The sequence below is a fragment of the Caulobacter sp. GW821-FHT10E02 genome, from assembly GCF_059415225.1.
In genome coordinates this window covers 349870-368622 of record NZ_JBWKMV010000005.1, presented here as the reverse complement: position 1 = coordinate 368622, position 18753 = coordinate 349870, and the positions used below count along the sequence as shown (strand labels likewise).

General features: G+C 69.5%; 21 protein-coding genes. 10 read left to right on the top strand and 11 right to left on the bottom strand.

What is annotated here, in order from left to right; genetic code table 11:
• The first annotated feature begins 5 nt into the window (after window positions 1-5).
• On the top strand, window positions 6-404 hold the full coding sequence (locus AC07NI_RS24410; protein ID WP_494623970.1) for a helix-turn-helix domain-containing protein: 399 nt from the start codon (window positions 6-8) through the stop codon (window positions 402-404).
• Window positions 405-407: 3 nt separating this feature from the next.
• On the opposite strand, the gene AC07NI_RS24405 is transcribed toward AC07NI_RS24410, so the two are convergent.
• Window positions 408-1172, bottom strand: coding sequence for a competence/damage-inducible protein A (locus AC07NI_RS24405; protein ID WP_494623968.1), 765 nt, complete (start codon window positions 1170-1172; stop codon window positions 408-410).
• A 52-nt stretch (window positions 1173-1224) separates the two neighbouring features.
• Here AC07NI_RS24405 and sfsA point away from each other — a divergent pair, with 52 nt between their 5' ends.
• Window positions 1225-1926, top strand: coding sequence for a DNA/RNA nuclease SfsA (gene sfsA, locus AC07NI_RS24400; protein ID WP_494623966.1), 702 nt, complete (start codon window positions 1225-1227; stop codon window positions 1924-1926).
• Here the strand turns inward: sfsA and AC07NI_RS24395 are convergent.
• The gene (locus AC07NI_RS24395; protein ID WP_494623964.1) at window positions 1923-3218 is read right to left on the bottom strand and encodes a hypothetical protein; all 1296 of its coding nucleotides are present in this window, start codon (window positions 3216-3218) and stop codon (window positions 1923-1925) included. The two genes, sfsA and AC07NI_RS24395, sit on opposite strands and share 4 nt — an antisense overlap.
• A gap of 187 nt (window positions 3219-3405) precedes the next feature.
• Between AC07NI_RS24395 and AC07NI_RS24390 the strand changes: the two genes are divergently transcribed.
• The 6 genes from AC07NI_RS24390 (at window position 3406) to AC07NI_RS24365 (ending at window position 8313) form a co-directional block, all read left to right on the top strand.
• Window positions 3406-3798 carry a hypothetical protein gene (locus tag AC07NI_RS24390; RefSeq protein WP_494623962.1) on the top strand — a complete coding sequence of 131 codons (393 nt, stop codon included), beginning with the start codon at window positions 3406-3408 and terminating at the stop codon, window positions 3796-3798.
• A 107-nt stretch (window positions 3799-3905) separates the two neighbouring features.
• Window positions 3906-4733 carry a type I methionyl aminopeptidase gene (map, locus tag AC07NI_RS24385; protein ID WP_494623960.1) on the top strand — a complete coding sequence of 276 codons (828 nt, stop codon included), beginning with the start codon at window positions 3906-3908 and terminating at the stop codon, window positions 4731-4733.
• Window positions 4734-4798: 65 nt separating this feature from the next.
• A complete protein-coding gene (gene radC, locus AC07NI_RS24380; RefSeq protein ID WP_494623958.1) occupies window positions 4799-5545 on the top strand; it encodes a RadC family protein in 747 nt (248 codons plus the stop codon).
• A gap of 104 nt (window positions 5546-5649) precedes the next feature.
• Window positions 5650-6918: a dipeptidase gene (locus AC07NI_RS24375; protein WP_494623956.1), complete on the top strand. Its 1269-nt coding sequence runs from the start codon at window positions 5650-5652 to the stop codon at window positions 6916-6918.
• Window positions 6919-6966: 48 nt separating this feature from the next.
• Window positions 6967-7626, top strand: coding sequence for a lysozyme inhibitor LprI family protein (locus tag AC07NI_RS24370; protein WP_494623954.1), 660 nt, complete (start codon window positions 6967-6969; stop codon window positions 7624-7626).
• A gap of 3 nt (window positions 7627-7629) precedes the next feature.
• Window positions 7630-8313, top strand: a complete 684-nt coding sequence (locus AC07NI_RS24365; RefSeq protein ID WP_494623952.1) for a lysozyme inhibitor LprI family protein — start codon at window positions 7630-7632, stop codon at window positions 8311-8313.
• Between the two features lies 1 nt (window position 8314).
• Here the strand turns inward: AC07NI_RS24365 and AC07NI_RS24360 are convergent, their stop codons facing one another.
• The 5 genes from AC07NI_RS24360 to AC07NI_RS24340 all read right to left on the bottom strand — a co-directional run bounded on the left by AC07NI_RS24360 (window position 8315) and on the right by AC07NI_RS24340 (window position 13523).
• Window positions 8315-8962: a periplasmic heavy metal sensor gene (locus AC07NI_RS24360; protein WP_494623950.1), complete on the bottom strand. Its 648-nt coding sequence runs from the start codon at window positions 8960-8962 to the stop codon at window positions 8315-8317.
• Window positions 8959-9393 carry a hypothetical protein gene (locus tag AC07NI_RS24355; protein ID WP_494623948.1) on the bottom strand — a complete coding sequence of 145 codons (435 nt, stop codon included), beginning with the start codon at window positions 9391-9393 and terminating at the stop codon, window positions 8959-8961. The genes AC07NI_RS24360 and AC07NI_RS24355 overlap by 4 nt, the downstream gene beginning before the upstream one ends.
• 13 nt (window positions 9394-9406) lie before the next feature.
• A complete protein-coding gene (locus AC07NI_RS24350; RefSeq protein WP_494623946.1) occupies window positions 9407-9961 on the bottom strand; it encodes an RNA polymerase sigma factor in 555 nt (184 codons plus the stop codon).
• A gap of 26 nt (window positions 9962-9987) precedes the next feature.
• On the bottom strand, window positions 9988-10419 hold the full coding sequence (locus tag AC07NI_RS24345) for an EF-hand domain-containing protein (protein ID WP_494623944.1): 432 nt from the start codon (window positions 10417-10419) through the stop codon (window positions 9988-9990).
• Between the two features lie 221 nt (window positions 10420-10640).
• Window positions 10641-13523, bottom strand: coding sequence for a bifunctional [glutamine synthetase] adenylyltransferase/[glutamine synthetase]-adenylyl-L-tyrosine phosphorylase (locus AC07NI_RS24340; RefSeq protein WP_494623942.1), 2883 nt, complete (start codon window positions 13521-13523; stop codon window positions 10641-10643).
• A 196-nt stretch (window positions 13524-13719) separates the two neighbouring features.
• Between AC07NI_RS24340 and AC07NI_RS24335 the strand changes: the two genes are divergently transcribed.
• Together AC07NI_RS24335 and AC07NI_RS24330 are read left to right on the top strand one after the other, a co-directional pair.
• Window positions 13720-14610, top strand: coding sequence for a M56 family metallopeptidase (locus AC07NI_RS24335; protein WP_494623940.1), 891 nt, complete (start codon window positions 13720-13722; stop codon window positions 14608-14610).
• Between the two features lies 1 nt (window position 14611).
• Complete coding sequence (locus AC07NI_RS24330) at window positions 14612-15496, top strand: M56 family metallopeptidase (RefSeq protein ID WP_494623938.1); 885 nt, start codon at window positions 14612-14614, stop codon at window positions 15494-15496.
• On the opposite strand, the gene AC07NI_RS24325 is transcribed toward AC07NI_RS24330, so the two are convergent.
• The 4 genes from AC07NI_RS24325 to AC07NI_RS24310 all read right to left on the bottom strand — a co-directional run bounded on the left by AC07NI_RS24325 (window position 15493) and on the right by AC07NI_RS24310 (window position 18722).
• The gene (locus AC07NI_RS24325; RefSeq protein WP_494623936.1) at window positions 15493-16632 is read right to left on the bottom strand and encodes a threonine aldolase family protein; all 1140 of its coding nucleotides are present in this window, start codon (window positions 16630-16632) and stop codon (window positions 15493-15495) included. The two genes, AC07NI_RS24330 and AC07NI_RS24325, sit on opposite strands and share 4 nt — an antisense overlap.
• 138 nt (window positions 16633-16770) lie before the next feature.
• Window positions 16771-18177: a two-component system sensor histidine kinase UczS gene (uczS, locus tag AC07NI_RS24320; RefSeq protein WP_494623935.1), complete on the bottom strand. Its 1407-nt coding sequence runs from the start codon at window positions 18175-18177 to the stop codon at window positions 16771-16773.
• A gap of 6 nt (window positions 18178-18183) precedes the next feature.
• Window positions 18184-18498, bottom strand: coding sequence for a type II toxin-antitoxin system RelE/ParE family toxin (locus tag AC07NI_RS24315; protein ID WP_494623933.1), 315 nt, complete (start codon window positions 18496-18498; stop codon window positions 18184-18186).
• A gap of 8 nt (window positions 18499-18506) precedes the next feature.
• On the bottom strand, window positions 18507-18722 hold the full coding sequence (locus AC07NI_RS24310) for a hypothetical protein (RefSeq protein ID WP_494623931.1): 216 nt from the start codon (window positions 18720-18722) through the stop codon (window positions 18507-18509).
• Between the last annotated feature and the right edge of the window lie 31 nt (window positions 18723-18753).

Genomic DNA, 18753 nt, shown 5'->3' with positions numbered 1-18753 from the left:
TGAGCATGGCTGAAGACAAGACCCCCGATCCCGTCGACATTCATGTCGGTCGTCGCCTACGCATGCGCCGTAAGGATCTCGGCTATTCCCAGCAGTCCCTGGCCGACGCCTTGGGCCTGACCTTCCAGCAGGTGCAGAAGTACGAGGGCGGGTCCAACCGGATCAGCGCCAGCAAGCTGCACGCCACGGCCATGTTCCTGAAGACGCCGATCGGCTTCTTCTTCGAAGGCCTGGACGACCCGGAACACGCCGACACCACCGCCGCCGACCTCGCCAACGAGATGGCCAGCTTCTGGTCGCTGCCCGGCGGTCCGGAACTGGCGCGCTCCTATGTCGGGATCGAGTCCACCGGCATGCGCAAGCACCTGGTCGACCTCGCCAAGGCCATCGCCGGCGAGGAATAACCCCTAGGTCGGATCGGCCAGCAACTCGATGTTCTGCGCCTTGGCCTCGGTCAAGGCGGTGATCAGCTCGGCGACCGCCGCGTCCAGTTCGGCGGCGTCGCGGCCGCGCAGCACCAGGTTGGCGCCGTAGACGTCCGGCGGGCTGAAGAACGGATAGCTGCCCAGCGACATGTCCGGGTGGGCCTTGGCCACCGCTTCCAGCGGCGCGGCGATCGTGCCCTCGCCCGTGCCGGTGACCCGCACCGTCTTGGCCAGCACCACCGCGCCCGTGCGCAGGCGCGGACCGACGTCCTCCAGCATGCCGCGCATGATCGCCGGCACGCCGGCCAGCACGAAGACATTGTCCTTCTGGAAACCGGGCGGGCCCTGCACCGGGTTCTTCACCAGGCTGCCGCCCTCCGGCACGTGCGCCATGCGACGGCGGGCGGCGTTCGGCTCGCCCCAGCGCTCGCGCAGCATGGCCATGATCTCGGGATGCTCGGGGGCCGTCACGCCGAAGGCCTTGGCGATCGAGTCGGCGGTGATGTCGTCGTGGGTCGGGCCGATGCCGCCGGTGGTGATGACGTAGTCGTAGCGGCCGCGCAGGGCGTTGACCGCGTCGATGATCTCTTCCTCGATGTCGGGCACCACGCGGGCCTCGCAGAGGTCGACGCCGTAGGTCGCCAGGTACTTGGCGATGGCCGACAGGTTCACGTCCTGGGTCCGGCCCGAGAGGATCTCGTCGCCGATGATCATAACGGCGGCCGTCACGCGTTCGCTGGTCGTCATGCGTTCGATCCCCTAAAGCCTGTCGTTCTTACCGCTCCGATCTAGGCTCCGCATGCTGCTCCCGCAACCGCTCGTTCATGGCCGGCTGGTCAGCCGCTACAAGCGCTTCTTCGCGGACCTGGTGCTGGACGACGGGCGGGAGATCACCGCCCACTGCCCCAACCCCGGCGCCATGCTGGGCGTCCGCGACGCGGGCCAGGGCGCCTGGGTGTCGTGGTCCGACGATCCCAAGCGCAAGCTGGCCTGGACGCTGCAATGCGTCGAACAGGGCAACGCCCTGGTGGGGATCAACACCCTGCTGCCCAACAAGCTGGTCGCCGAGGCCCTGGCCTCCGACACGATCCCCGAACTGACCGGCTACGCGACCATCCGCCCCGAGGTGAAATACGCCGAGGCGAGCCGTGTCGACTTCCTGCTGACCCACCCGGACCGCCCGCCGTGCTGGCTGGAGGTCAAGAACTGCCACTTCAGCCGCACGCCAAGCCTGGCCGAGTTCCCTGACTGCAAGGCCGACCGCTCCACCCGCCACCTCGGCGACCTCGCCGCCCAGGTCGCGCAAGGCGACCGCGCCGTGGTGCTGTTCGTCGTGCAGCGCGAGGACTGCGAGACCTTCCAGGCCTGCGCCGACCTCGACCCCAAGTTCGCGGCGGGCCTCGACGCGGCGGCCAAGGCCGGCGTCGAGGTGCTGGTCTATGCCTGCGCCATGAGCACCGAGCAGGTGCGGATCGACCGCCGGATCGCCTGGCGCGGCTAGCCCCCGAAGATGAACTCGGCCTTGTAGTAGCCCTTGGCCGGATCGAGGATATCGACCGCGAACGGCGCCGAACCGTCCGACAGATCGGTCAGCCAAGCGTCGTTGGACCGCGCCATGACCCCGACGTCCTCGGTGGCCGCCGCCGCCAGCAGGAAGCCGACCATGGCCGCCTTGGTGCCGATCCCGGTCGCGCCGTCGCCGCCGTAATAGGCCAGGTAGTCGACGCGGGTGTCGATCAGGCCGTGGACCTTGGCGTCCGTCGGCGTCCCGCCGAAGATGGCCGCATAGGCCTTCTTGGTGGCGTCGAACAGGCTGAGCGATCCGTAGCTGGCCGCGAAGCTGGCCTTGCCATCCCCGTCTCGGCCCAGGTTCACCGCGAAATTGATGTAGCGGTTCACCGTGTCGAACTTGGCGTAGTAGGCGCTGTTGAGGTTGTTGGCGTTGCCGCCCGTCGCCGAGATCAGGAAGTCGACACCGACCTGGGTCGGCACCTTGCCGGTAAAGAACTCGTAGGCCAGCGTCGCCACCGAGGTCGTCGAGGCCGCGTCCTTGAGGATCGCCGGCAAGGCGTCGCCGCGCGGCGCCATGCCATTGGCCACCAGGGTCGACAGCAGGTGGGTCACGGGCGTGCGCAGGACGCTGGCCGACATGGTGTTCACGGCTGCGTCGGACTTGCGCAGGTCGACTAGCTTGTCGCTGAACTGCAGCAGCTCGACATCGATCAGCTGGTCCTGGCCGAAGACGCCGGTCCTGTCGGAGACGAGCCAACCGACCGTGGTGCGGCCCAGGGTGAAGTTGGTCGAGGCCGCTCCGTACAAGGCGGTGTCGACGCCGCCGCCGCCGTTCAGGACGTCGTTGCCGTCATTGCCGATCAGGGTGTCGTCGCCGCCGAAGCCGGACAGGACATCGGCGCCCGCGCCGCCGGCCAGATAGTCGGCGAAGGCCGAGCCGGAGACCTGGTCATTGCCGTTCAGCACCAGGAAGACGCCACCGACCGTGTCGCCGTTCTTCACATAGCCCATGAACTGCGCGACCGAGGCCGAGCCGCCCTCGACCTGGGCGACCAGCTTGTCGCCGACATAGCTACGATAGCCGGTGAGCGTGCCCGAGATCGGCTCGCCGAAGGCGTTGTAGCCGATGCCGACGCCGCTGAACTCGTCGCGATCCCCGTCGCCATAGTCGACGACCAGCGTCGTGCTGTTCTGGACCTTGACCGTGCCTGTCAGCAGCGCGGTCAGGTCGAGCAGCCGGAAATCAAGTGGATAGGCGGCGCCCGCGGTGACGGTGGCCATGGTCGGTTCCTCCCCTTAGCGAACCTCGTTAGGATTCCCTATGGTCGAGCCTTCCGAACATCGCAACCTTGAATGACAACGGCGCCGCAGCCCCCCCGCACCTAACACCGATTTAACCTGCAATTCGCTCGCAGTTCGCTACCCATTCGCTCGCTCTCGGAAGGGGGCCGCGAACTGAGGGGATCGCATGAGGAAGACCATCCTGGCCGCCGCCATCCTGACGCTCGCCCTTTCCGGGTGCGGGCCCAGCGAGCCCGGCAAGCCCGAGAGCGGCTTCATGACCGGTCTGCGGGCCGTGTTCGCGTTCAAGGCCTGCACCGGCAAGCTGGAGGACCGCTTCGGTCTCAAGGCGATCTCCGGCGTCACTTCCAACGACATGGACCCCGTCTCGACCGGCCGGCAGGGCGAGTGGGACGTCAAGTTCACCGCCGACGTCACCGAGAAGGGCACCGGCCGCATCACGCGCTACCGGGGCGTCTGCCACGTGCGGCGCGACAAGCCCACGACCCTGGACGCCAGCTTCGTCAAGGAAGTGCGCCCGGCCACCGACACGGTGCGGCGCATCAACCCGACCGGCTAGGCGTTCTGAGGGGGTCCGGGGTTGAAATCTGTGCTAGGATCGCGAGATACGCCCCTTCCGCCGACCAGATCGCCGCCTGAAACGCGGCGGCGACGCCCGAGTAGAGCATGACCTTGGACAACACCCTCGAGATCGAAGCCGAGACCCGCACGGGTCAGATCAAGATCCATAAGGCCGAAGACTTCGAGGGCATGCGCAAGGCCGGCAAGCTGGCCGCCGAGTGCCTGGACATGCTGATCCCGCACGTGCAGCCGGGCGTCTCGTCCGATCACCTGGACACCCTGGCCCGCGAGTTCATCCTCGACCACGGCGCCCTGCCGGCGTGCCTGTACTATCGCGGCTATCCCAAGACGGTCTGCATCTCGCGCAACCACGTCGTCTGCCACGGCATCCCGGGCGAGTGGAGCGTCAAGGAAGGCGACATCGTCAACATCGACGTCACCGCCATCGTCGACGGCTGGCACGGCGACACCTCGCGCATGTACGGCGTCGGCGAAGTCGGCCCGCGCGCCCGCCGCCTGGTCGAGATCACCTATGAAGGCATGAAGCGCGGCCTCGACGCCGTGAAGCCCGGCGCGACGCTGGGCGACATCGGCCACGCCATCCAGAGCTACGTCGAGGCCCAGCGCTGCTCGGTCGTCCGCGACTTCTGCGGCCACGGCCTGGGCCGGGTGTTCCACGACGCCCCGAACATCCTGCACTTCGGCCGTCCCGGTCAGGGCGCGGTGCTGAAGCCGGGCATGTTCTTCACCGTCGAGCCAATGGTGAACCTGGGCAAGCCGGCCGTGAAGGTGCTGAACGACGGCTGGACCGCCGTCACCCGCGACAAGTCGCTGTCGGCCCAGTGCGAGCACTCGATCGGTGTGACCGAGGACGGCTACGAGGTGTTCACCGCCTCGCCGGCCGGCCTGTTCCAGCCGCCGATCCTGGGCTGAGCACCTAGCCACTAGACAACCCTGACGCGATGCCGCCAAGATGTTCCCGTAAAGTCGGGGGCGGCATGGTCAGCGTCAAATCCCTGGGCGTGTCCGACGCCGAGCCTGCCTTGCCGGTCAAGGCGAAGAAGGTCTCGGCGCACACGCACCATGCCGGCCATCGCGAACGGCTCCGTACGCGCGCCAAGGCCGGCGGCTTCGTCGCCCTGCCCGACTACGAGCTTCTGGAGCTCTATCTCTTCCGCACCTATCCGCGCGGCGACGTCAAACCGCTGGCCAAGGGCCTGCTGGCCCGCTTCGGTTCGCTGGGCGCGGTGCTGGGCGCGACGATCGAGGAGCTGGCCACCGTGCCCGGCGTCGGGGAGACGGCGGCCATGGACATCAAGCTGCTGCACGAGGCGACCTTGCGGGCCGGCCGCGACAAGATCGTCAAGCGGCCGGTGATCAGCTCGTGGAGCGCCCTGCTGGGCTATGTCCGCGTCGCCCTGGCCAACGAGTCGCGCGAGCAGTTCCGGGTGTTGTTCCTCGACAAGAAGAACCAGCTGATCGCCGACGAGGTGATGAACCGCGGCACGGTCGACCACGCCCCGGTCTATCCGCGCGAGGTGATGCGCCGGGCGCTGGAGCTGTCGTCCAGCAACATCATCATCCTGCACAACCACCCGTCCGGCGACCCGACTCCGTCGCGGCCGGACATCGACATGACCAAGCAGATCATCGAAGCCGGCAAGGCGCTGAAGATCGCCGTCCACGACCACCTGGTCGTCGGCCGCGAGGGCGTGGCCAGCTTCAAGGCGCTGGGGCTGATGTGAATCCGGATCAGGACATTAATTTCTTAACGGGATCGCCGAGCTTGGCTTGACGCCCTGCCCCCAGACCTTAGCGTCACGGCTCCTGTTTGCTCCGGAGTCCCCGCATGCGTCGCCTGCTCACCGTTCTCCTCGGCTCGGCCGCCCTGCTGACCGGCGTCGCGCCTCATGGTGCTTGGGCCGCCGACGCCAAGAAGACCCCGGTGAAGCCGGATGATATCCCCAAGGCGATCAAGACGCTGCACGACAGCTTCCTGATCCTGGACACCCACCTCGACACGCCCGAGCACTTCTCGCGTCAGGGCTGGTCAATGCTGGACCGCCACGCGGTCTCCGAGGACGGCACCCAGGTCGACCTGCCGCGCATGAAGGCCGGCGGCCTGGATGGCGGCTTCTACGTGATCTACACCGGCCAGGGCGAGCTGACGGCCGAGGGCTACCGCAAGGCCCGCGACTTCGCCCTGAACCGCGCGACCGAGATCCGCGAGATGGTCGCCGCCCACTCCGACCAGTTCGAGCTGGCCTACACCGCCGAGGACGCGGTGCGGATCAACAAGGCCGGCAAGAGCTTCGTCTTCCAGAGCATCGAGAACTCCTGGCCGATCGGCGAGGACCTGACCCTGATGCAGACCTTCTACGCCACCGGCGTGCGGATGGCCGGGCCGGTCCACTTCCGCAACAACCAGTTCGCCGACAGCTCGACCGACAAGCCGATCTGGCATGGCTATTCGCCGCTGGGCCTGCGCTGGCTGGCCGAGGCCAACCGCCTGGGTATTCTCGTGGATGTCAGCCACGCCAGCGACGACATCGTCGACCAGTCGGTGGCCCTGTCCAAGGCCCCGATCATCGCCTCGCACTCGGGGGCCAAGGCGATCTTCGACCACCCGCGTAACCTGGACGACGCCCGCATAAAGAAGATCGCCGACAGCGGCGGCGCCATCTGCATCAACTCGGTCTATCTGAAGGCCTCCGAGCAACCGAGCCCGGAACTCATGGCCGAGCTGAAAGCCCTGGGTCCGATGGACGACGAGGCCACCGAGGCCCAGGTCAAGGCCCGGATGGTCAAGATGGCGGCGCTCAAGGCCAAGTACACGTTCCCGCCGCGCGCCAATTTCGAGATCTTCATGGCCAGCATGCTGCACACCCTGAAGGTGGCGGGTCCCAAGGCCGTCTGCGTCGGGGCCGACTGGGACGGCGGCGGCGGCGTCGAAGGCCTGGAAGATGTCGCAGACCTGCCCAAGATCACCGCCCGCCTGAAGGCCGAGGGCTATAGCGACGCCGACATCCAGGCGATCTGGAGCGGCAACGTCCTGCGCCTGATCGCTGGCGCGCAGGCCTACGCCAAGAGCGTGGCGACGGCCAAGCCTACCGAATAACATCGTTCTCGATTAGACTTCCCCGGCATCGGCTGGGGAGGTCCGCCCATGGGTCGCGTCGCGTATCTGGTCGGGTTCGCCGCCCTCCTGCTGCTGGCCGCGCCCGGCGCGAGAGCCGCCAGCTTCGACTGCGCCAAGGCCGGCACGGCGACCGAGAAGGCCATCTGCCGTGACCCGGCGCTGTCCAAGCAGGACGAGGCGGTGGCCGCCGCCTACAAGACGGCGCTGACGCTCTGGCCGGCCGGAAACTGGTCGACCTATCTGCGCACCGAGCAGCGCAACTGGCTCAAGGATCGCGACACGATCTGCAAGGGCGGCGACATCGCCTGCCTCAAGCGCGACTACGAACTGCGGCTGGGTTACCTGCAGCGGCGGAGCCTGAAATGGACGGGCCGCTACGTCGCCGGCAACTGCCCCAAGGACGGCGTCTTCCTCGACGCCGCGCCCAGCTATCCCCAGGACGAGCTGTCGATCGACATCTACTATTGCCCCAACGCGGCGGGGAACATGCTGCAGCAGGTCCGCGGCATGCCCGACGCGATGGGCCGGCTGGACTACAAGGGCGACGCCAACTGCCCGATCACCCTGGTCTTCACCCAGGACACTGTCACGGTGTCCGGTCCCAGCACGGGAAACTGCAAGCTTCTGTTCGCCGAGCGGGTCTTCCGCCGCGATCCCGCGCGCTCGCCCTTCCTCAACGAGGATTGACCCATGGCCCGCCTCGTCGCCGCCCTGCTGGGCCTGATCGTGCTCGCCCTGGCCAGTCCGGCCGCCGCCGCCAGCTTCGATTGCGGCAAGGCCCGCACCAAGGTCGAGAAGCTGATCTGCGCCGATCCCCAGCTCTCCCGCCAGGACAGCGAAGTCGCCGCCGCCTATGCCGAGGCGCAGAAGGTCTGGGACGGCAAGATCATCGCCTATGTGAAGATGAGCCAGCGCGGCTGGGTCGGCGCGCGATCGCTGACCCCGCCGGGCCTGAGCGGAGACGGCGCGCTCTGCGAGGACGACGCCAGCCGCCTGACCTGCCTGCGCCAGATCCACGCCGACCGCATCGCGGTGCTGAAGAGCCCAGGCTTCCGGCTCAGCGGCATCTATGCGCGCGGCCAGGACTTCATCAGCCTCAAGGCCATGCCGACGGGCTTGAACTTCGGCTACGCCCTGGCCGATACGAGCGCCACACAGGGCTTCACCGACGACACCCAGCCGATCCGCGTCACGCCCGGCCAGACGGCGGTGACCTTCCCGTTGACCGGCCAAGGTCCCGACGCCTGCCGGCTGGACGCGGTGTTCACCGCCGACGCCATGGTCCTGACCCAGAAAGGCCCGTGCTCGGGCGCCAAGCTCGGCGGCCGTTGGATGCGGGACCAAGCCCGCGATCCGGAAGCCGAACTGTTCTAGGTCAGTTCGGCCCTTCCATGCGCCGCGCCGCCGCGGGCGTGTAGACCCGCGCCAGGCCGTCGGCCAGGGCCGAACGCTCCTGGGGCGTCAGGGAGGCGGTGAAGCTGGCCAGGGCCGCCTCGACATTGCCGCGGGCCTGCTGGTCCAGGGCGCGGGCCGAAGCCAGGCGGCGCGACACCTCGGCGGCGTCGTAGCCCGGCGCGCCGAGAGCCGCCAGCGCCGCCTGCCGTTCGGCGCGGGCCTGCTGGGTCAGGGGCCTGTTCTTCTTGTTGGCTTCACTCAGCGCCCGGCGGAAGGCCTTGCGGCTGTCGGGCGAGAGCACGTCGCCGGCCGAGATCAGCGGCGGTCGGGCCTGGGCGGCCGGCGCGGTCGTGTCGAGCGGGGGAGCCGTGACCACCGGTGGCGGGGCCGCTACCGGCTGAGGCGCAGGAACCGTTGCGTGATGGGTCGGCTTCGGCTGAACTTCGACCGGCGCGGTGGGAACCACCGGCGGGGGACTGGGCGCCATGACGACGCGCGGGGCCGGCGCGGCCACGACGACCGGCGGCGCGGTCAGTCGCGCATAGGCCAGCCCGGCCAGGCCGCCGATCAGGAACACATTGACCACCGCCGAGGCGGCCAGGGCGATGATCCAGGGCCGCGAGGTCATAGCTCGGAGGGCTCCGCCAGGGCGTCCTGCAGGGCCGAGGAGGTGTCGACGGCCGTGACCACCGGCTGCTCGGCCACGACCACCGGCGCGGCGGCCTGCGGACGGCCCACCGCCACGCCGACGGCGATGCCGGCGAAGGCGGCGGCCGACAGGCCCAGGGCCGCGCCGAGGCCCGCTATCCAGCGACGACCGGCGGCCGCCGGCTGCGGCGCGGCGGCAATCAGGCGGCCCAGCAGGGCGGCGTCAGGGCGTTGGGCGGGGGCCAGATCCAGCAGGCGGTCCAGCTGCGCGGCTTCGGCCAGCACCGGCGACAGGCGCGCGGCGTTCTCAGCCAGCAGGCCACGCGCGGCCTCGCGCTCATCTTCCGGCCAACGAGCGATCTCGCCGCCATAGGTCTCGGCCAGAGCCTCGAACCTCTCGAGCGTCATCATGACCATGCGTCCCTCATCCCCCCGCCAAATCCGCCAGCGACGCCTTCAGCGTCCGCCGCCCGCGCGAGAGCAAGCTCTCCAGCGCCTCGACGCTGATCTCCATCAGTCCGGCGGCCTCGATATTGCCCAAGCCCTGGTGATGGCAAAGCACGATCGCCTCGCGCTGGCGAGGCGGCAGGGCCGCCAGCGCCGCCTCGACGCGCTTGGAGAGGTCCGCCCCGATCAGGCCCGCGTCCGGGGCCGGGCCGGTGTCGACCTGCTCGGGCGGCGTGTCGGTGGCGATCTCGCGCCGTCGCCGCAGCCGGTCGTAGCAGAGGTTCAGCGCCACCCGGTGCAGCCAGGTGTCGAACTTCGCAGCGCCCGGCTTCCAGGCCCTTGCCTGCTTCCAGGCGCGCAGGAAGGTCTCCTGGGCCACGTCCTCGGCCTCGCCGGAGTCGTTCAGCATCCGCCGGGCCAGGGCCAGGATACGCGGCAGGCGTCGGTCCAGCAGCGTGCGGACGGCGGACGGGTCGCCCCGTCCCACCCCCGCCAGCAAGGCTTCGTCGGGATCGTTCCCGTCGGACGCCAACCGTCACTCCGCCGCGCACGTCGTCATCAGACCCCGACCTTGGCCTTGCCCGGCTTGGCGCTCAACTCTTCCAGCGTCAGAACGCCGTCATTGTTGGTGTCCATGCGCTTGAAGCGCCAGGCCAGCAGGGCGTCGGCCTCGGCGCGCGACAGCATGCCGTCCTTGTCCTTGTCGAAGCGGGCGAACAGTTGCTTGCCGCGCTTGCCGGCCTTGCCCGAGGCCTTGGCGTCGACCTCGGCGTTCTGCTTGCGGTAGGCGGCGAACTCGTCGGGCGAGATCTTGCCGTCCTTGTCGGTGTCCAGCCGCGCGAACAGCTTGTCGCCGTTTTTGGCCTGGAACTGCTGCAGGGTCATGCCGTCGGTGGCCGCCGGAGCGGCCTTGGTCGGCGCGTTCTGGGCCAGCGCGGGGCCGCCCAGCGCCAGCACGGCGCCGACGGCGATCAGGGTGCGTACAATCATCAGTCTCAAGGTCTCCATGGAGGAAGGCCCGTCCCATCAGACTGAACGCGCGGGAGAAGGAATTCCGTCGCTCCCAAAATCCGATTTCCCCGGCGAACGCCGGGGCCCAGATTCATCCGGTGAGGTTTGGGTGTTCTCGCCCAAGTCAGCACCCCACGGCAGAAGCTCGTGGGTTCGATCTGGACCCCGGCGTTCGCCGGGGAAATCGGAGTTGGGCAGGCTTACCCCGGCGCCTTCACGATCGCGGAATAGGCCGCCCGGGCTTCGGCCTTGGCCTTGGCCAGCTTGGGTTTCAGCGACTTGAACTGGCTGACGTGGCCGGCCTTGGCCAGCAAGGCCTTGAAGGCCTTGGGCTCGGCTTCCGGGTCGCCGCCGTCTTCCAGGGCGACCTTGATCAGCTGGCTGAGGTCCTGCTCCAGCCGCCAGGCGGTCTCCAGCCGGGTCAGCGCCCCGGCGTCGGCCAGGCCCGCCTCACGCAGGGCCGCCAGGGCCTCGCCGGTGTTCTGGCGCAGGGGGCCGCCCTTGGCCGCGTGGGCCAGTTGCAGGAACTGGGCGGCGAACTCGATGTCCACCAGGCCGCCGGGATCGAGCTTCAGGTCCCAGTCGCCCTTGCCGGGGCGCTCCTGCTCCATCAGCTCGCGCATGTCGATGACGTCGGCGGCGGTCTTCTTCCATTCGCGCGGCCGGCGCAGGGCCGCCTCGATCGCCCCCTCGGCCTGGGCCTTGAACGCCGACGAGCTGGCCCAGACCACCCGGGCGCGGGTCAGAGCCAAGAGCTCCCAGGTCTCGGCCTCGCGCTCGTAATAGTCGCCGAACGCCGCGAAGCTGACCGCCACCGGACCCTTGGTCCCGGAGGGGCGGAGCTTGAGGTCGACCTCGTACAGCGTCCCCTCCCCCGTCGGCGCCGACAGGGCCGAGGTCATGCGCTGGGTGAAGCGGGCGTAGAAGGTGTCGGCGCTCCACTCCTTGATCGCCGACGCGCCGGCCGGATCGTCGGCGATGTAGAGCGTCATCAGATCAAGGTCGGACTTGGCCGTCATCTCGCGCGAACCGGCCTTGCCCAGAGCCACCACGGCGACATGGCCGGGGAAGGCGCCGCCCAGGCGCTCGGTCTCGGCCAGGGCGGCCGGGGCCAGGCCGCCGATGATCAGGTCGCCCAGCTCGGCGAAGGCCCGGCCGATGTCGCGGGCGTCGGCGCTGCCGCTCATCACCCGCACGCCGATGCGGAAGCTCTGGTCGCGGAATAGCCGCCGGGCGGCGTCCATCGCACCCTCGAAATCGGCCGGGTCCCACGGGGCGACAGTCGGCGTTTCGATCGGGCCGAAGAAGCTGGGGTCCAGCAGGGCGTCCAGGGCCGTGGGCCGCTTGGCCATGGTCGTGGCCAGGCGCGGGGCGAAGGCCATGACCTCGACGATCAGCTCGAACAGGCGCGGCTGGGCCAGGAACAGCGACTGGATCTGCACGCCGGAACTCAACGACGCGAAGAAGTCGGCGAAGCGGTTGAAGGCCTGGTCCGGCGCGCCCGTGGCGTTGGCCGCGTCCAGGAGACGCGGGGCCAGGCGCGTGAACAGCTCCCGCCCCCGCTCGGTGCGGGTGGCGGCGATGTGGCCGTGGTGCCAGCCGCGGATGGTGGCCGCGACGCGCTCAGGGCTGGAGAAGCCCATGCGCTTGAGGGTGGCCAGGGTCTCCGGATCGTCCTCGACTCCAGTGAAGACCAGGCTGCCGAAGCGTGAGGACAGCTCCTCCTCGCCGGCGAACAGGCGGCCGTAGCGGACATTGACGCCCTTGATGATCTTGCCGACCGCCGCGTCGAAGCTGCGCAGATTGTCCTGGCCCCACAGGGCGGCGACCTTCTTGCGGTCGTTGTCCGACTCCGGGAGCTTGTGGGTCTGGTCGTCGGCGATCATCTGGGCGCGGTGCTCCAGGGCCCGCAGGTCCTGGTAGGCCTTGGACAGCCAGCCGGCGTCCTCCAGGGTCACGTGGCCGGCCGTCGCCAGCGCCAGCAGGGCGTCCAGCGTGCGCGGGCCGCGCAGGTCGGGCTGGCGGCCGCCCAGGATCAGTTGCTGGGTCTGGACGAAGAACTCGATCTCGCGGATGCCGCCGCGCCCCAGCTTCAGGTCCGCGCCCTTGGCGGTCAGGCGGTCGTCGACCTTGTAGATGTGGATCTGGCGCTTGATCGAATGGATGTCGGCGATGGCCGCGAAGTCCAGGTTCCGCCGCCAGATGAAGGGTTGCAGCCCCTCGAGGAAGGCCGCGCCCTCATTGAAATCGCCGGCCGCGATCCGGGCCTTGATGTGGGCGGCGCGCTCCCAGTTCTGGCCGACGCTCTCGTAGTAGTCCATGGCCGCGTCGACCGGCATGGCGGGCGGGGTCGAGGACGGGTCGGGCCGCAGGCGCAGGTCGATGCGGAACACATAGCCGTCGGCGGTGCGCTCCTGCAGCACGCGGCCCAGGTGGTTGGCGATCCGCACCGCCACGGCCTGGGGCTCGACGCCGTCGGCGACCTGCAGCTTCTCGGGCGCGTAGAAGATCGAGAAGTCGATGTCGCTGGAATAGTTCAGCTCGAACGCGCCGTGCTTGCCCATGGCGATGCAGAACAGGCCCGGCGCGGGGCCGTCCTCGCCTTCTCCCACGTGGGTGAGCGCGCCGCGATCGACTTCCTGCCGGACGGCCTGGGCCAGGGCGGCGCGCAGGGTGGCGTCGGCGAAGCGGGTCAGGGCGCCGGTCACCTGGTCGAGGTCCCAGACCCCGCCGAGGTCGCACAGGGCCGTCAGCAGGTGCAGGTCGGCCTTCAGCTCGCGCAAGGTCCGGCGGGCGGTCTCGAAGTCCGGCTCGGCTGCGACGGCTTCAGCCGCCGCGAGTGTGGCGGCCAGGGTCTCGTCCGGATCGCCGGCCAGGATCATCGGCAGGCGCTTGCCGTCGCGCCGCGCCAGGCTGGCCAGATAGGGCGAGGCGCCGAACACCGGGGTCAGCGCCGGCCAGGCCGCATCGACGCTGGCCATGGCCTCGCCGACCCGCTTGGCGATCATCTCGTGCGCCCGCTCGGCGGCCTTCGCATCGAGGATCGGACCGCAAGGGACAAGGCGTTCGGAGAGGCGAGTCATGCCGGCACCGTGACCCGGCTTTTCGCGTGGAACAAGCCAGAGCGCGTTAGGCGAAGTGTTTGCGGTTCGCCGCCCGAACGCGCTCCAGCTAGTTGAATCTCATCTCTGCTCGTCCGAGCAGAGATGAGGGCGCTTGACGTTCGAAATTACAGTTGTAACCATTCAACCTGAGGAAACGGCAGGAACCGCTTCGACGATGATCGAGCTTTTCGCCCTCGCCCTGGTTCGGGCCCAGATCGCCGCCGCCGCCGCGGTGCTGCTGGTCGTGATGCTGCGCCCGTCCGCGCGCCAGCTGTTCGGACCGCGCCGCGCCTATGGCCTGTGGGCCATCGTGCCGGCCGCGGCCGCCGCCGCCTTCTTCCCCAGCCTGGCCGAAACCATGGAGATCGGCGACCCCGCTCGTCCGTGGGGCGCCCTGGCCGGCAAGCTTGTTTTGCTGTGGCTGGTCGGCTGCGCGATCGCCACGGCGGTGCTGGTCGTGCGCGAGCACCTGTTCCACCGCCGGGTCGACAAGGGCCAGGCCGGTCCGGCCGTGGTCGGGGCCCTGTGGCCGCGCATCGTGCTGCCGTCCGATTTCGCCGAGCGCTTCGACGCTCGCGAGCGCGAGATGATCACCCTGCACGAGCGCACCCACATCAATCGCGGCGACCCGATCGCCAACCTGGTGGTCGCCGCGATCGGCGTGCTGGGCTGGTGCAACCCGATGATCTACCTGGCCTCGGCCCTGATCCGCATCGACCAGGAGCTGGCCTGCGACGCCACGGTCGTGGCCCTGCGCACCGACATCCGCGCCGACTACGCCAAGGCCCTGATGAAGGCGCAGCTGAGCGTTTCGGTCTCGCCCCTGGCCTGCGGCTGGGCCACCCATCCGCTGATCCTGCGCGTCTCGCTGCTGAACCGCCGCGAGCCGGGCCTGACCCGCGACGTCATGGGCTTTCTGACGATGACCTTCCTGGCGCTGGCGGCCATGGGCACGGTCTGGAGCATCGCCCCGCGCGGTCCCCTCTCCAGCGACCTGAACCCCGGCGTGGTGGCGCGGATGGACCCCTATACGGGCGCGATCATCTGGGTGAAGGCCGACCACTAGGATGATCGACCTGCTGGTCCTGGCGCTGATGCGCGTGCAGATCGCCGCCGCCCTGGGCGTGCTGGCCGTGCTGCTGCTGCGCCTGCCCGCCCGCTGGCTGTTCGGACCGCGCCTGGCCTACGGCCTGTGGATGCTGGTCCCGACCGCCGCCATCGCCGGCCTGTTCCCCAGCCTGGCCGACGCCACCAAGACCGGAGTCGCCGCCCAGCCGCTGGGACACGGCCTGGCGCTGAAGGTGTTGCTGGCCTGGATGGCCGGCGCGGCGCTGCTGACCGGCCTCATGGTGCTGCAGGAGTACGCCTTCCGCCGCCGGGCCGCGCGCGGTCTGGCTGGTCCGGCCGTCATGGGCGCCCTGTGGCCTCGCCTGGTGCTGCCGGCCGATTTCGCGGAACGCTTCAGCGCCCGCGAGCGCGACCTGATCCTGCTGCACGAGCGCACCCACATCCGCCGGGGCGATCCGGTGGCCAACCTGATCGTGGCCGGCTGCCGCGTCGTGGGCTGGTGCAATCCGATGATCCACCTGGGCGCGGCCCTCGCCCGCATCGACCAGGAGCTGGCCTGCGACGCCACGGTGCTGGCCGTCCGCTCCGGCATCCGCGCCGACTACGCCCGCGCCCTGCTGAAGGTCTCGCATTCCGGCGTCGCCTCGCCCCTGGCCTGCGGCTGGGGCACGCATCCGCTGGTGCTGCGCGTCGGCTTCGTCGGCAAGGCCGAGCCCAGCGCCCGCCGCCAGATCGCCGGCTATGTCGTCCTGCCGGTGCTGGCGATCGCGACCTTCGTGGGCGTCTGGAGCCTGTCGCCGCGCGGCTTCGACTCCCTGGCCATGGCCCCGGACGCGCTCTACGTCCCCAGCGCCGAACACGGCTGGAAGCTGCCCAAGTCCTAACCCAGGAACAGCTTCACGTACTCGTCGGCTGGCCGGCGGTTGATCGTGTCGTTGACCCAGAACTCGACCACGCCGTCTTTGTCGGGCTTGGGCAGGCGCACGCCGGCCACGCGCATGCGGTCGAAGAGGCCCTCGGCGACCTTGGGCTTCAGCACCAGTTGCCGGATGTTCGAGGCGTTCGGCGCGGGCTTCAGCTTGGCGGCGCCCGCCTTGTCTAGCGCGGCGAACACCTGGTCGGCCGTGGCGAAGGCGGCCTTCTGGCGAGCCTGGAAGTCGTCCAGCGCCGCCAGGGCCAGCACCGAGCTCTCCCAGCCCTGATAGATCGTGCCGCCGAACTGGTGGCGCAGGGCGCGGGCCTTGGCGATGTCGGCCTTGGAGCCCGCCAGCACCGCCCCGAACGGCGCGTCCAGGTACTTGTAGAGCGAGACATAGACCGTATCGAATAGCGCCGCCGCGCCGGCCACATCGTAGCTGGGCGGGGCCAGCAGCAAGCGCGCGCCGTCCAGGTGCATCCGGATGGCCTTGCCCTTGGCGTAGGCCGAGATCGCGGTGAGGTCGGACAGTGGCAACAGCTCGCCATGGGCGCGGCGCACCGGGCTCTCCAGCGAGATCGCGCCGATGCGCAGTGGATAAGGCCCGTTCTCGGCCTCGTCGACAGCGGCCTTGATCTCGTCCAGCGACGGCCCGGCGCGGCCGGGGGCCAGGTTCACGAGGTTCAGGCCCGACAGCAGCTGGGTCGCGTCGCTCTCGTCGCGATAGAGGTGACCTTCGTGCTGGACGATGACCCGCGTGGCGTCGCCGGCCAGGATGCGCACGGCGACGTGGTTGGCCAGGGTGCCTGTCGGCAGGAAGGCGCAGTCCTCCTTGCCCAGCAGCGTGGCGAAGCGCTTCTCCAGTTCGGTGACGGCGCCGCCGGCGAGATAGCCGTCGCGCGGCTTGCCCTTCTGGACCAGCTCGACGAGGCGCGTGGCGGTGCGGACCGCATCCGGCGGCGCGCTGTCGCCGACCAGCCAGACGCTCTTGGCGTCAACGGGCGGGAACGGCGGCGGGGCGGGCTGGGCTAGGGCCTGATACTGGGCGAAGGCCACGCCGGGCGCGAGGGCCAGCGATCCGGCGAGAAACTGGCGGCGATCCATCGAAGACACCCTCCTTCCAAGATCCTCCCCCGCGATGCGGGGGAGGTGGCCCAGAGGGCCGGAGGGGGCTAGCCCGGCATACGTCCAGCTAGCCCCCTCAGTCGCTTCGCGACAGCTCCCCCGCATCGCGGGGGAGCATCATTCCACCCGCGGCAGCACCAGGGCCACCCGGAGCCCCGGACCCATGCCGTTGTATTCGCCCGGCCCCTCGGCCAGCTCCAGCCGGCCGCCGTGCGACACCGCCACGGCGCTGACCAGCGACAGGCCCAGGCCCGCGCCGGGTTCGCTGCGGCTGTTCTCCAGGCGCACGAAGCGCTGGACCACGCGGGGACGGTCGGCCTCAGGCACGCCCGGCCCCGTGTCGGTGACCGAGAACTCCAGCTCGCCCGACGAGGTGCGCCGCGCGCGCAGCATGATCGCTCCACCCTCGGGCGTATATTTGATGGCGTTGTCGAGGATGTTGGCCAGCGCCTGGGCCAGGAACTCGCGGTTGCCCTTGATGGTCAGGGCCGGGGTGATCTCGGCCTTGAAGTCCAGGCCCTTGTCCTCGCACGAGAACTCGTAGAGTTCGGCCATGTCGGTGGCCAGTTCCGAGGCGTCGAAATTGCTCTGGTCCGGAGCCGAACCGGCGGCCTGCAGGCGGGCGATGGCCAGGACGGCGTTGAAGGTCTTCAGCACCCCGTCAGCGTCCTGCAAGGCGGTCTCCAGCGCCGCCACCGGATCGCCCTTGCCGTTCTCGGCGTCGATCAGGGCGACCTCCATGCGGGCGCGCAGGCGGGTCAGCGGCGAGCGCAGGTCGTGGGCGATGGCGTCGCCGGCGTGGCGCAGGCCGCCCATCAGGCGCTCAATCCGGTCGAGCATGTCGTTCAGGCCCTCGGCCAGCTCGTCATACTCGTCACGGGTGCCGCGCACCCGGGCGCGGGCGTGCAGGTCGCCGGCGCGGACGTCGTTGACCACGTCCACCAGCCCCTGCATCGAGCGGCTGACATTGCGGCTGATCAGGATGCCGCCGGCCATCCCCAGCAGGATGACCAGCGCGCCCGCGCCCCACAGGGCCCGGACGATCTTGCGGACATAGGCCTCCGAAGCGTCGACATCGGCCCCGACGAACAGAATCTCGCCGTGGTCCAGCCGCTGCTGCACGCCCCGCGCGGCGGCCTTGACCTCGGCCCCGTCCAGGTCGGTCTCGGTGACCTTGAAGCTGGCCCAGGTCGGCCCGTCGCCGGTGAAGTCGCTGACCGGCGACTCCTCGATCGAGCCCGAGATGCGCTTGCCGGCCTTGTCGGCCAGGAAATAGAGGAACGGCTTCTCGCCCGTCGCCCGCTCGACGATGGTCTGGTTCAGGGCGTCGACGCCGCCCTGGCGGTAGGCCGCCTCCAGGCTCTCGAACTCGCGGCTGATCTCGGCCTGGGCGCGGCGGTTCACCTCGCCCGCCGTGGCCACGTAGATATAGCCCAGGAAGGCGCTGGCGGCCGCCGCGAACAGGGCCAGGAACAGCAGGGTCAGCCGGAACGGCGTGGTGCGGAGAAGGCGCGGCAGACGCATGGGCTCTTAGATCTTCTTGCCGAGCAGCGCCGCTAAATCCTGGCGACTGTCGAGGATACGGAGAACAAGGATGCCACTTCCGTCGGGAAGTGGCCGATAGACGATCTTCCAAGGCCGAACGCTGAACACTCGTGGCTCTCCAGGCGTAGTCACGTCCTGCCACCCAAGTCTCGGACGACGCGCCAGGCGCTGAAGGGTCGCTCCGATCCGATCGACTTGGTCCTGCGCACGCGCCTCTCCGCCGTCCTTGGCGATCCACAGAGCCAGCCGGACGACATCATTGCGCGCCTTGGCGCTGTACGTGACCTCCGCCCCCGCCATACGCGACGCTAGCGGCCTTCCTTACGAAGCTGCTCGCGCACTTCGGCCATGATCGCCTCAGAATCCCAAGGCGTAGGCGGTTCGGTTTCAGCAAGCGCTTCTGCCACCAGCTCGCCGATGACCTCGCGGTTGCGGTCCCACCAAGCGGCCTCTTCGGCCTCGGTCGGCGCCGGGCCGAACAGGTCGTCGAGATCATCAGCCTCGGGTTTGGCAGGCTTGTTCATGGTCTGATCCTACCACGCCGCCCCGCGATCG

Excerpts from the sequence above, each read along its gene's own strand:
- map (WP_494623960.1), top strand. The coding sequence starts at position 3,906 with ATGACCTTGGACAACACCCTCGAGATCGAAGCCGAGACCCGCACGGGT.
- AC07NI_RS24395 (WP_494623964.1), bottom strand. The coding sequence starts at position 3,218 with ATGGCCACCGTCACCGCGGGCGCCGCCTATCCACTTGATTTCCGGCTG.
- AC07NI_RS24410 (WP_494623970.1), top strand. The coding sequence starts at position 6 with ATGGCTGAAGACAAGACCCCCGATCCCGTCGACATTCATGTCGGTCGT.
- AC07NI_RS24405 (WP_494623968.1), bottom strand. The coding sequence starts at position 1,172 with ATGACGACCAGCGAACGCGTGACGGCCGCCGTTATGATCATCGGCGAC.
- AC07NI_RS24325 (WP_494623936.1), bottom strand. The coding sequence starts at position 16,632 with ATGGATCGCCGCCAGTTTCTCGCCGGATCGCTGGCCCTCGCGCCCGGC.
- AC07NI_RS24365 (WP_494623952.1), top strand. The coding sequence starts at position 7,630 with ATGGCCCGCCTCGTCGCCGCCCTGCTGGGCCTGATCGTGCTCGCCCTG.
- sfsA (WP_494623966.1), top strand. The coding sequence starts at position 1,225 with ATGCTGCTCCCGCAACCGCTCGTTCATGGCCGGCTGGTCAGCCGCTAC.
- radC (WP_494623958.1), top strand. The coding sequence starts at position 4,799 with ATGGTCAGCGTCAAATCCCTGGGCGTGTCCGACGCCGAGCCTGCCTTG.
- AC07NI_RS24340 (WP_494623942.1), bottom strand. The coding sequence starts at position 13,523 with ATGACTCGCCTCTCCGAACGCCTTGTCCCTTGCGGTCCGATCCTCGAT.
- AC07NI_RS24330 (WP_494623938.1), top strand. The coding sequence starts at position 14,612 with ATGATCGACCTGCTGGTCCTGGCGCTGATGCGCGTGCAGATCGCCGCC.
- AC07NI_RS24360 (WP_494623950.1), bottom strand. The coding sequence starts at position 8,962 with ATGACCTCGCGGCCCTGGATCATCGCCCTGGCCGCCTCGGCGGTGGTC.
- AC07NI_RS24315 (WP_494623933.1), bottom strand. The coding sequence starts at position 18,498 with ATGGCGGGGGCGGAGGTCACGTACAGCGCCAAGGCGCGCAATGATGTC.
- AC07NI_RS24390 (WP_494623962.1), top strand. The coding sequence starts at position 3,406 with ATGAGGAAGACCATCCTGGCCGCCGCCATCCTGACGCTCGCCCTTTCC.
- uczS (WP_494623935.1), bottom strand. The coding sequence starts at position 18,177 with ATGCGTCTGCCGCGCCTTCTCCGCACCACGCCGTTCCGGCTGACCCTG.
- AC07NI_RS24370 (WP_494623954.1), top strand. The coding sequence starts at position 6,967 with ATGGGTCGCGTCGCGTATCTGGTCGGGTTCGCCGCCCTCCTGCTGCTG.
- AC07NI_RS24345 (WP_494623944.1), bottom strand. The coding sequence starts at position 10,419 with ATGATTGTACGCACCCTGATCGCCGTCGGCGCCGTGCTGGCGCTGGGC.
- AC07NI_RS24335 (WP_494623940.1), top strand. The coding sequence starts at position 13,720 with ATGATCGAGCTTTTCGCCCTCGCCCTGGTTCGGGCCCAGATCGCCGCC.
- AC07NI_RS24375 (WP_494623956.1), top strand. The coding sequence starts at position 5,650 with ATGCGTCGCCTGCTCACCGTTCTCCTCGGCTCGGCCGCCCTGCTGACC.
- AC07NI_RS24310 (WP_494623931.1), bottom strand. The coding sequence starts at position 18,722 with ATGAACAAGCCTGCCAAACCCGAGGCTGATGATCTCGACGACCTGTTC.
- AC07NI_RS24355 (WP_494623948.1), bottom strand. The coding sequence starts at position 9,393 with ATGATGACGCTCGAGAGGTTCGAGGCTCTGGCCGAGACCTATGGCGGC.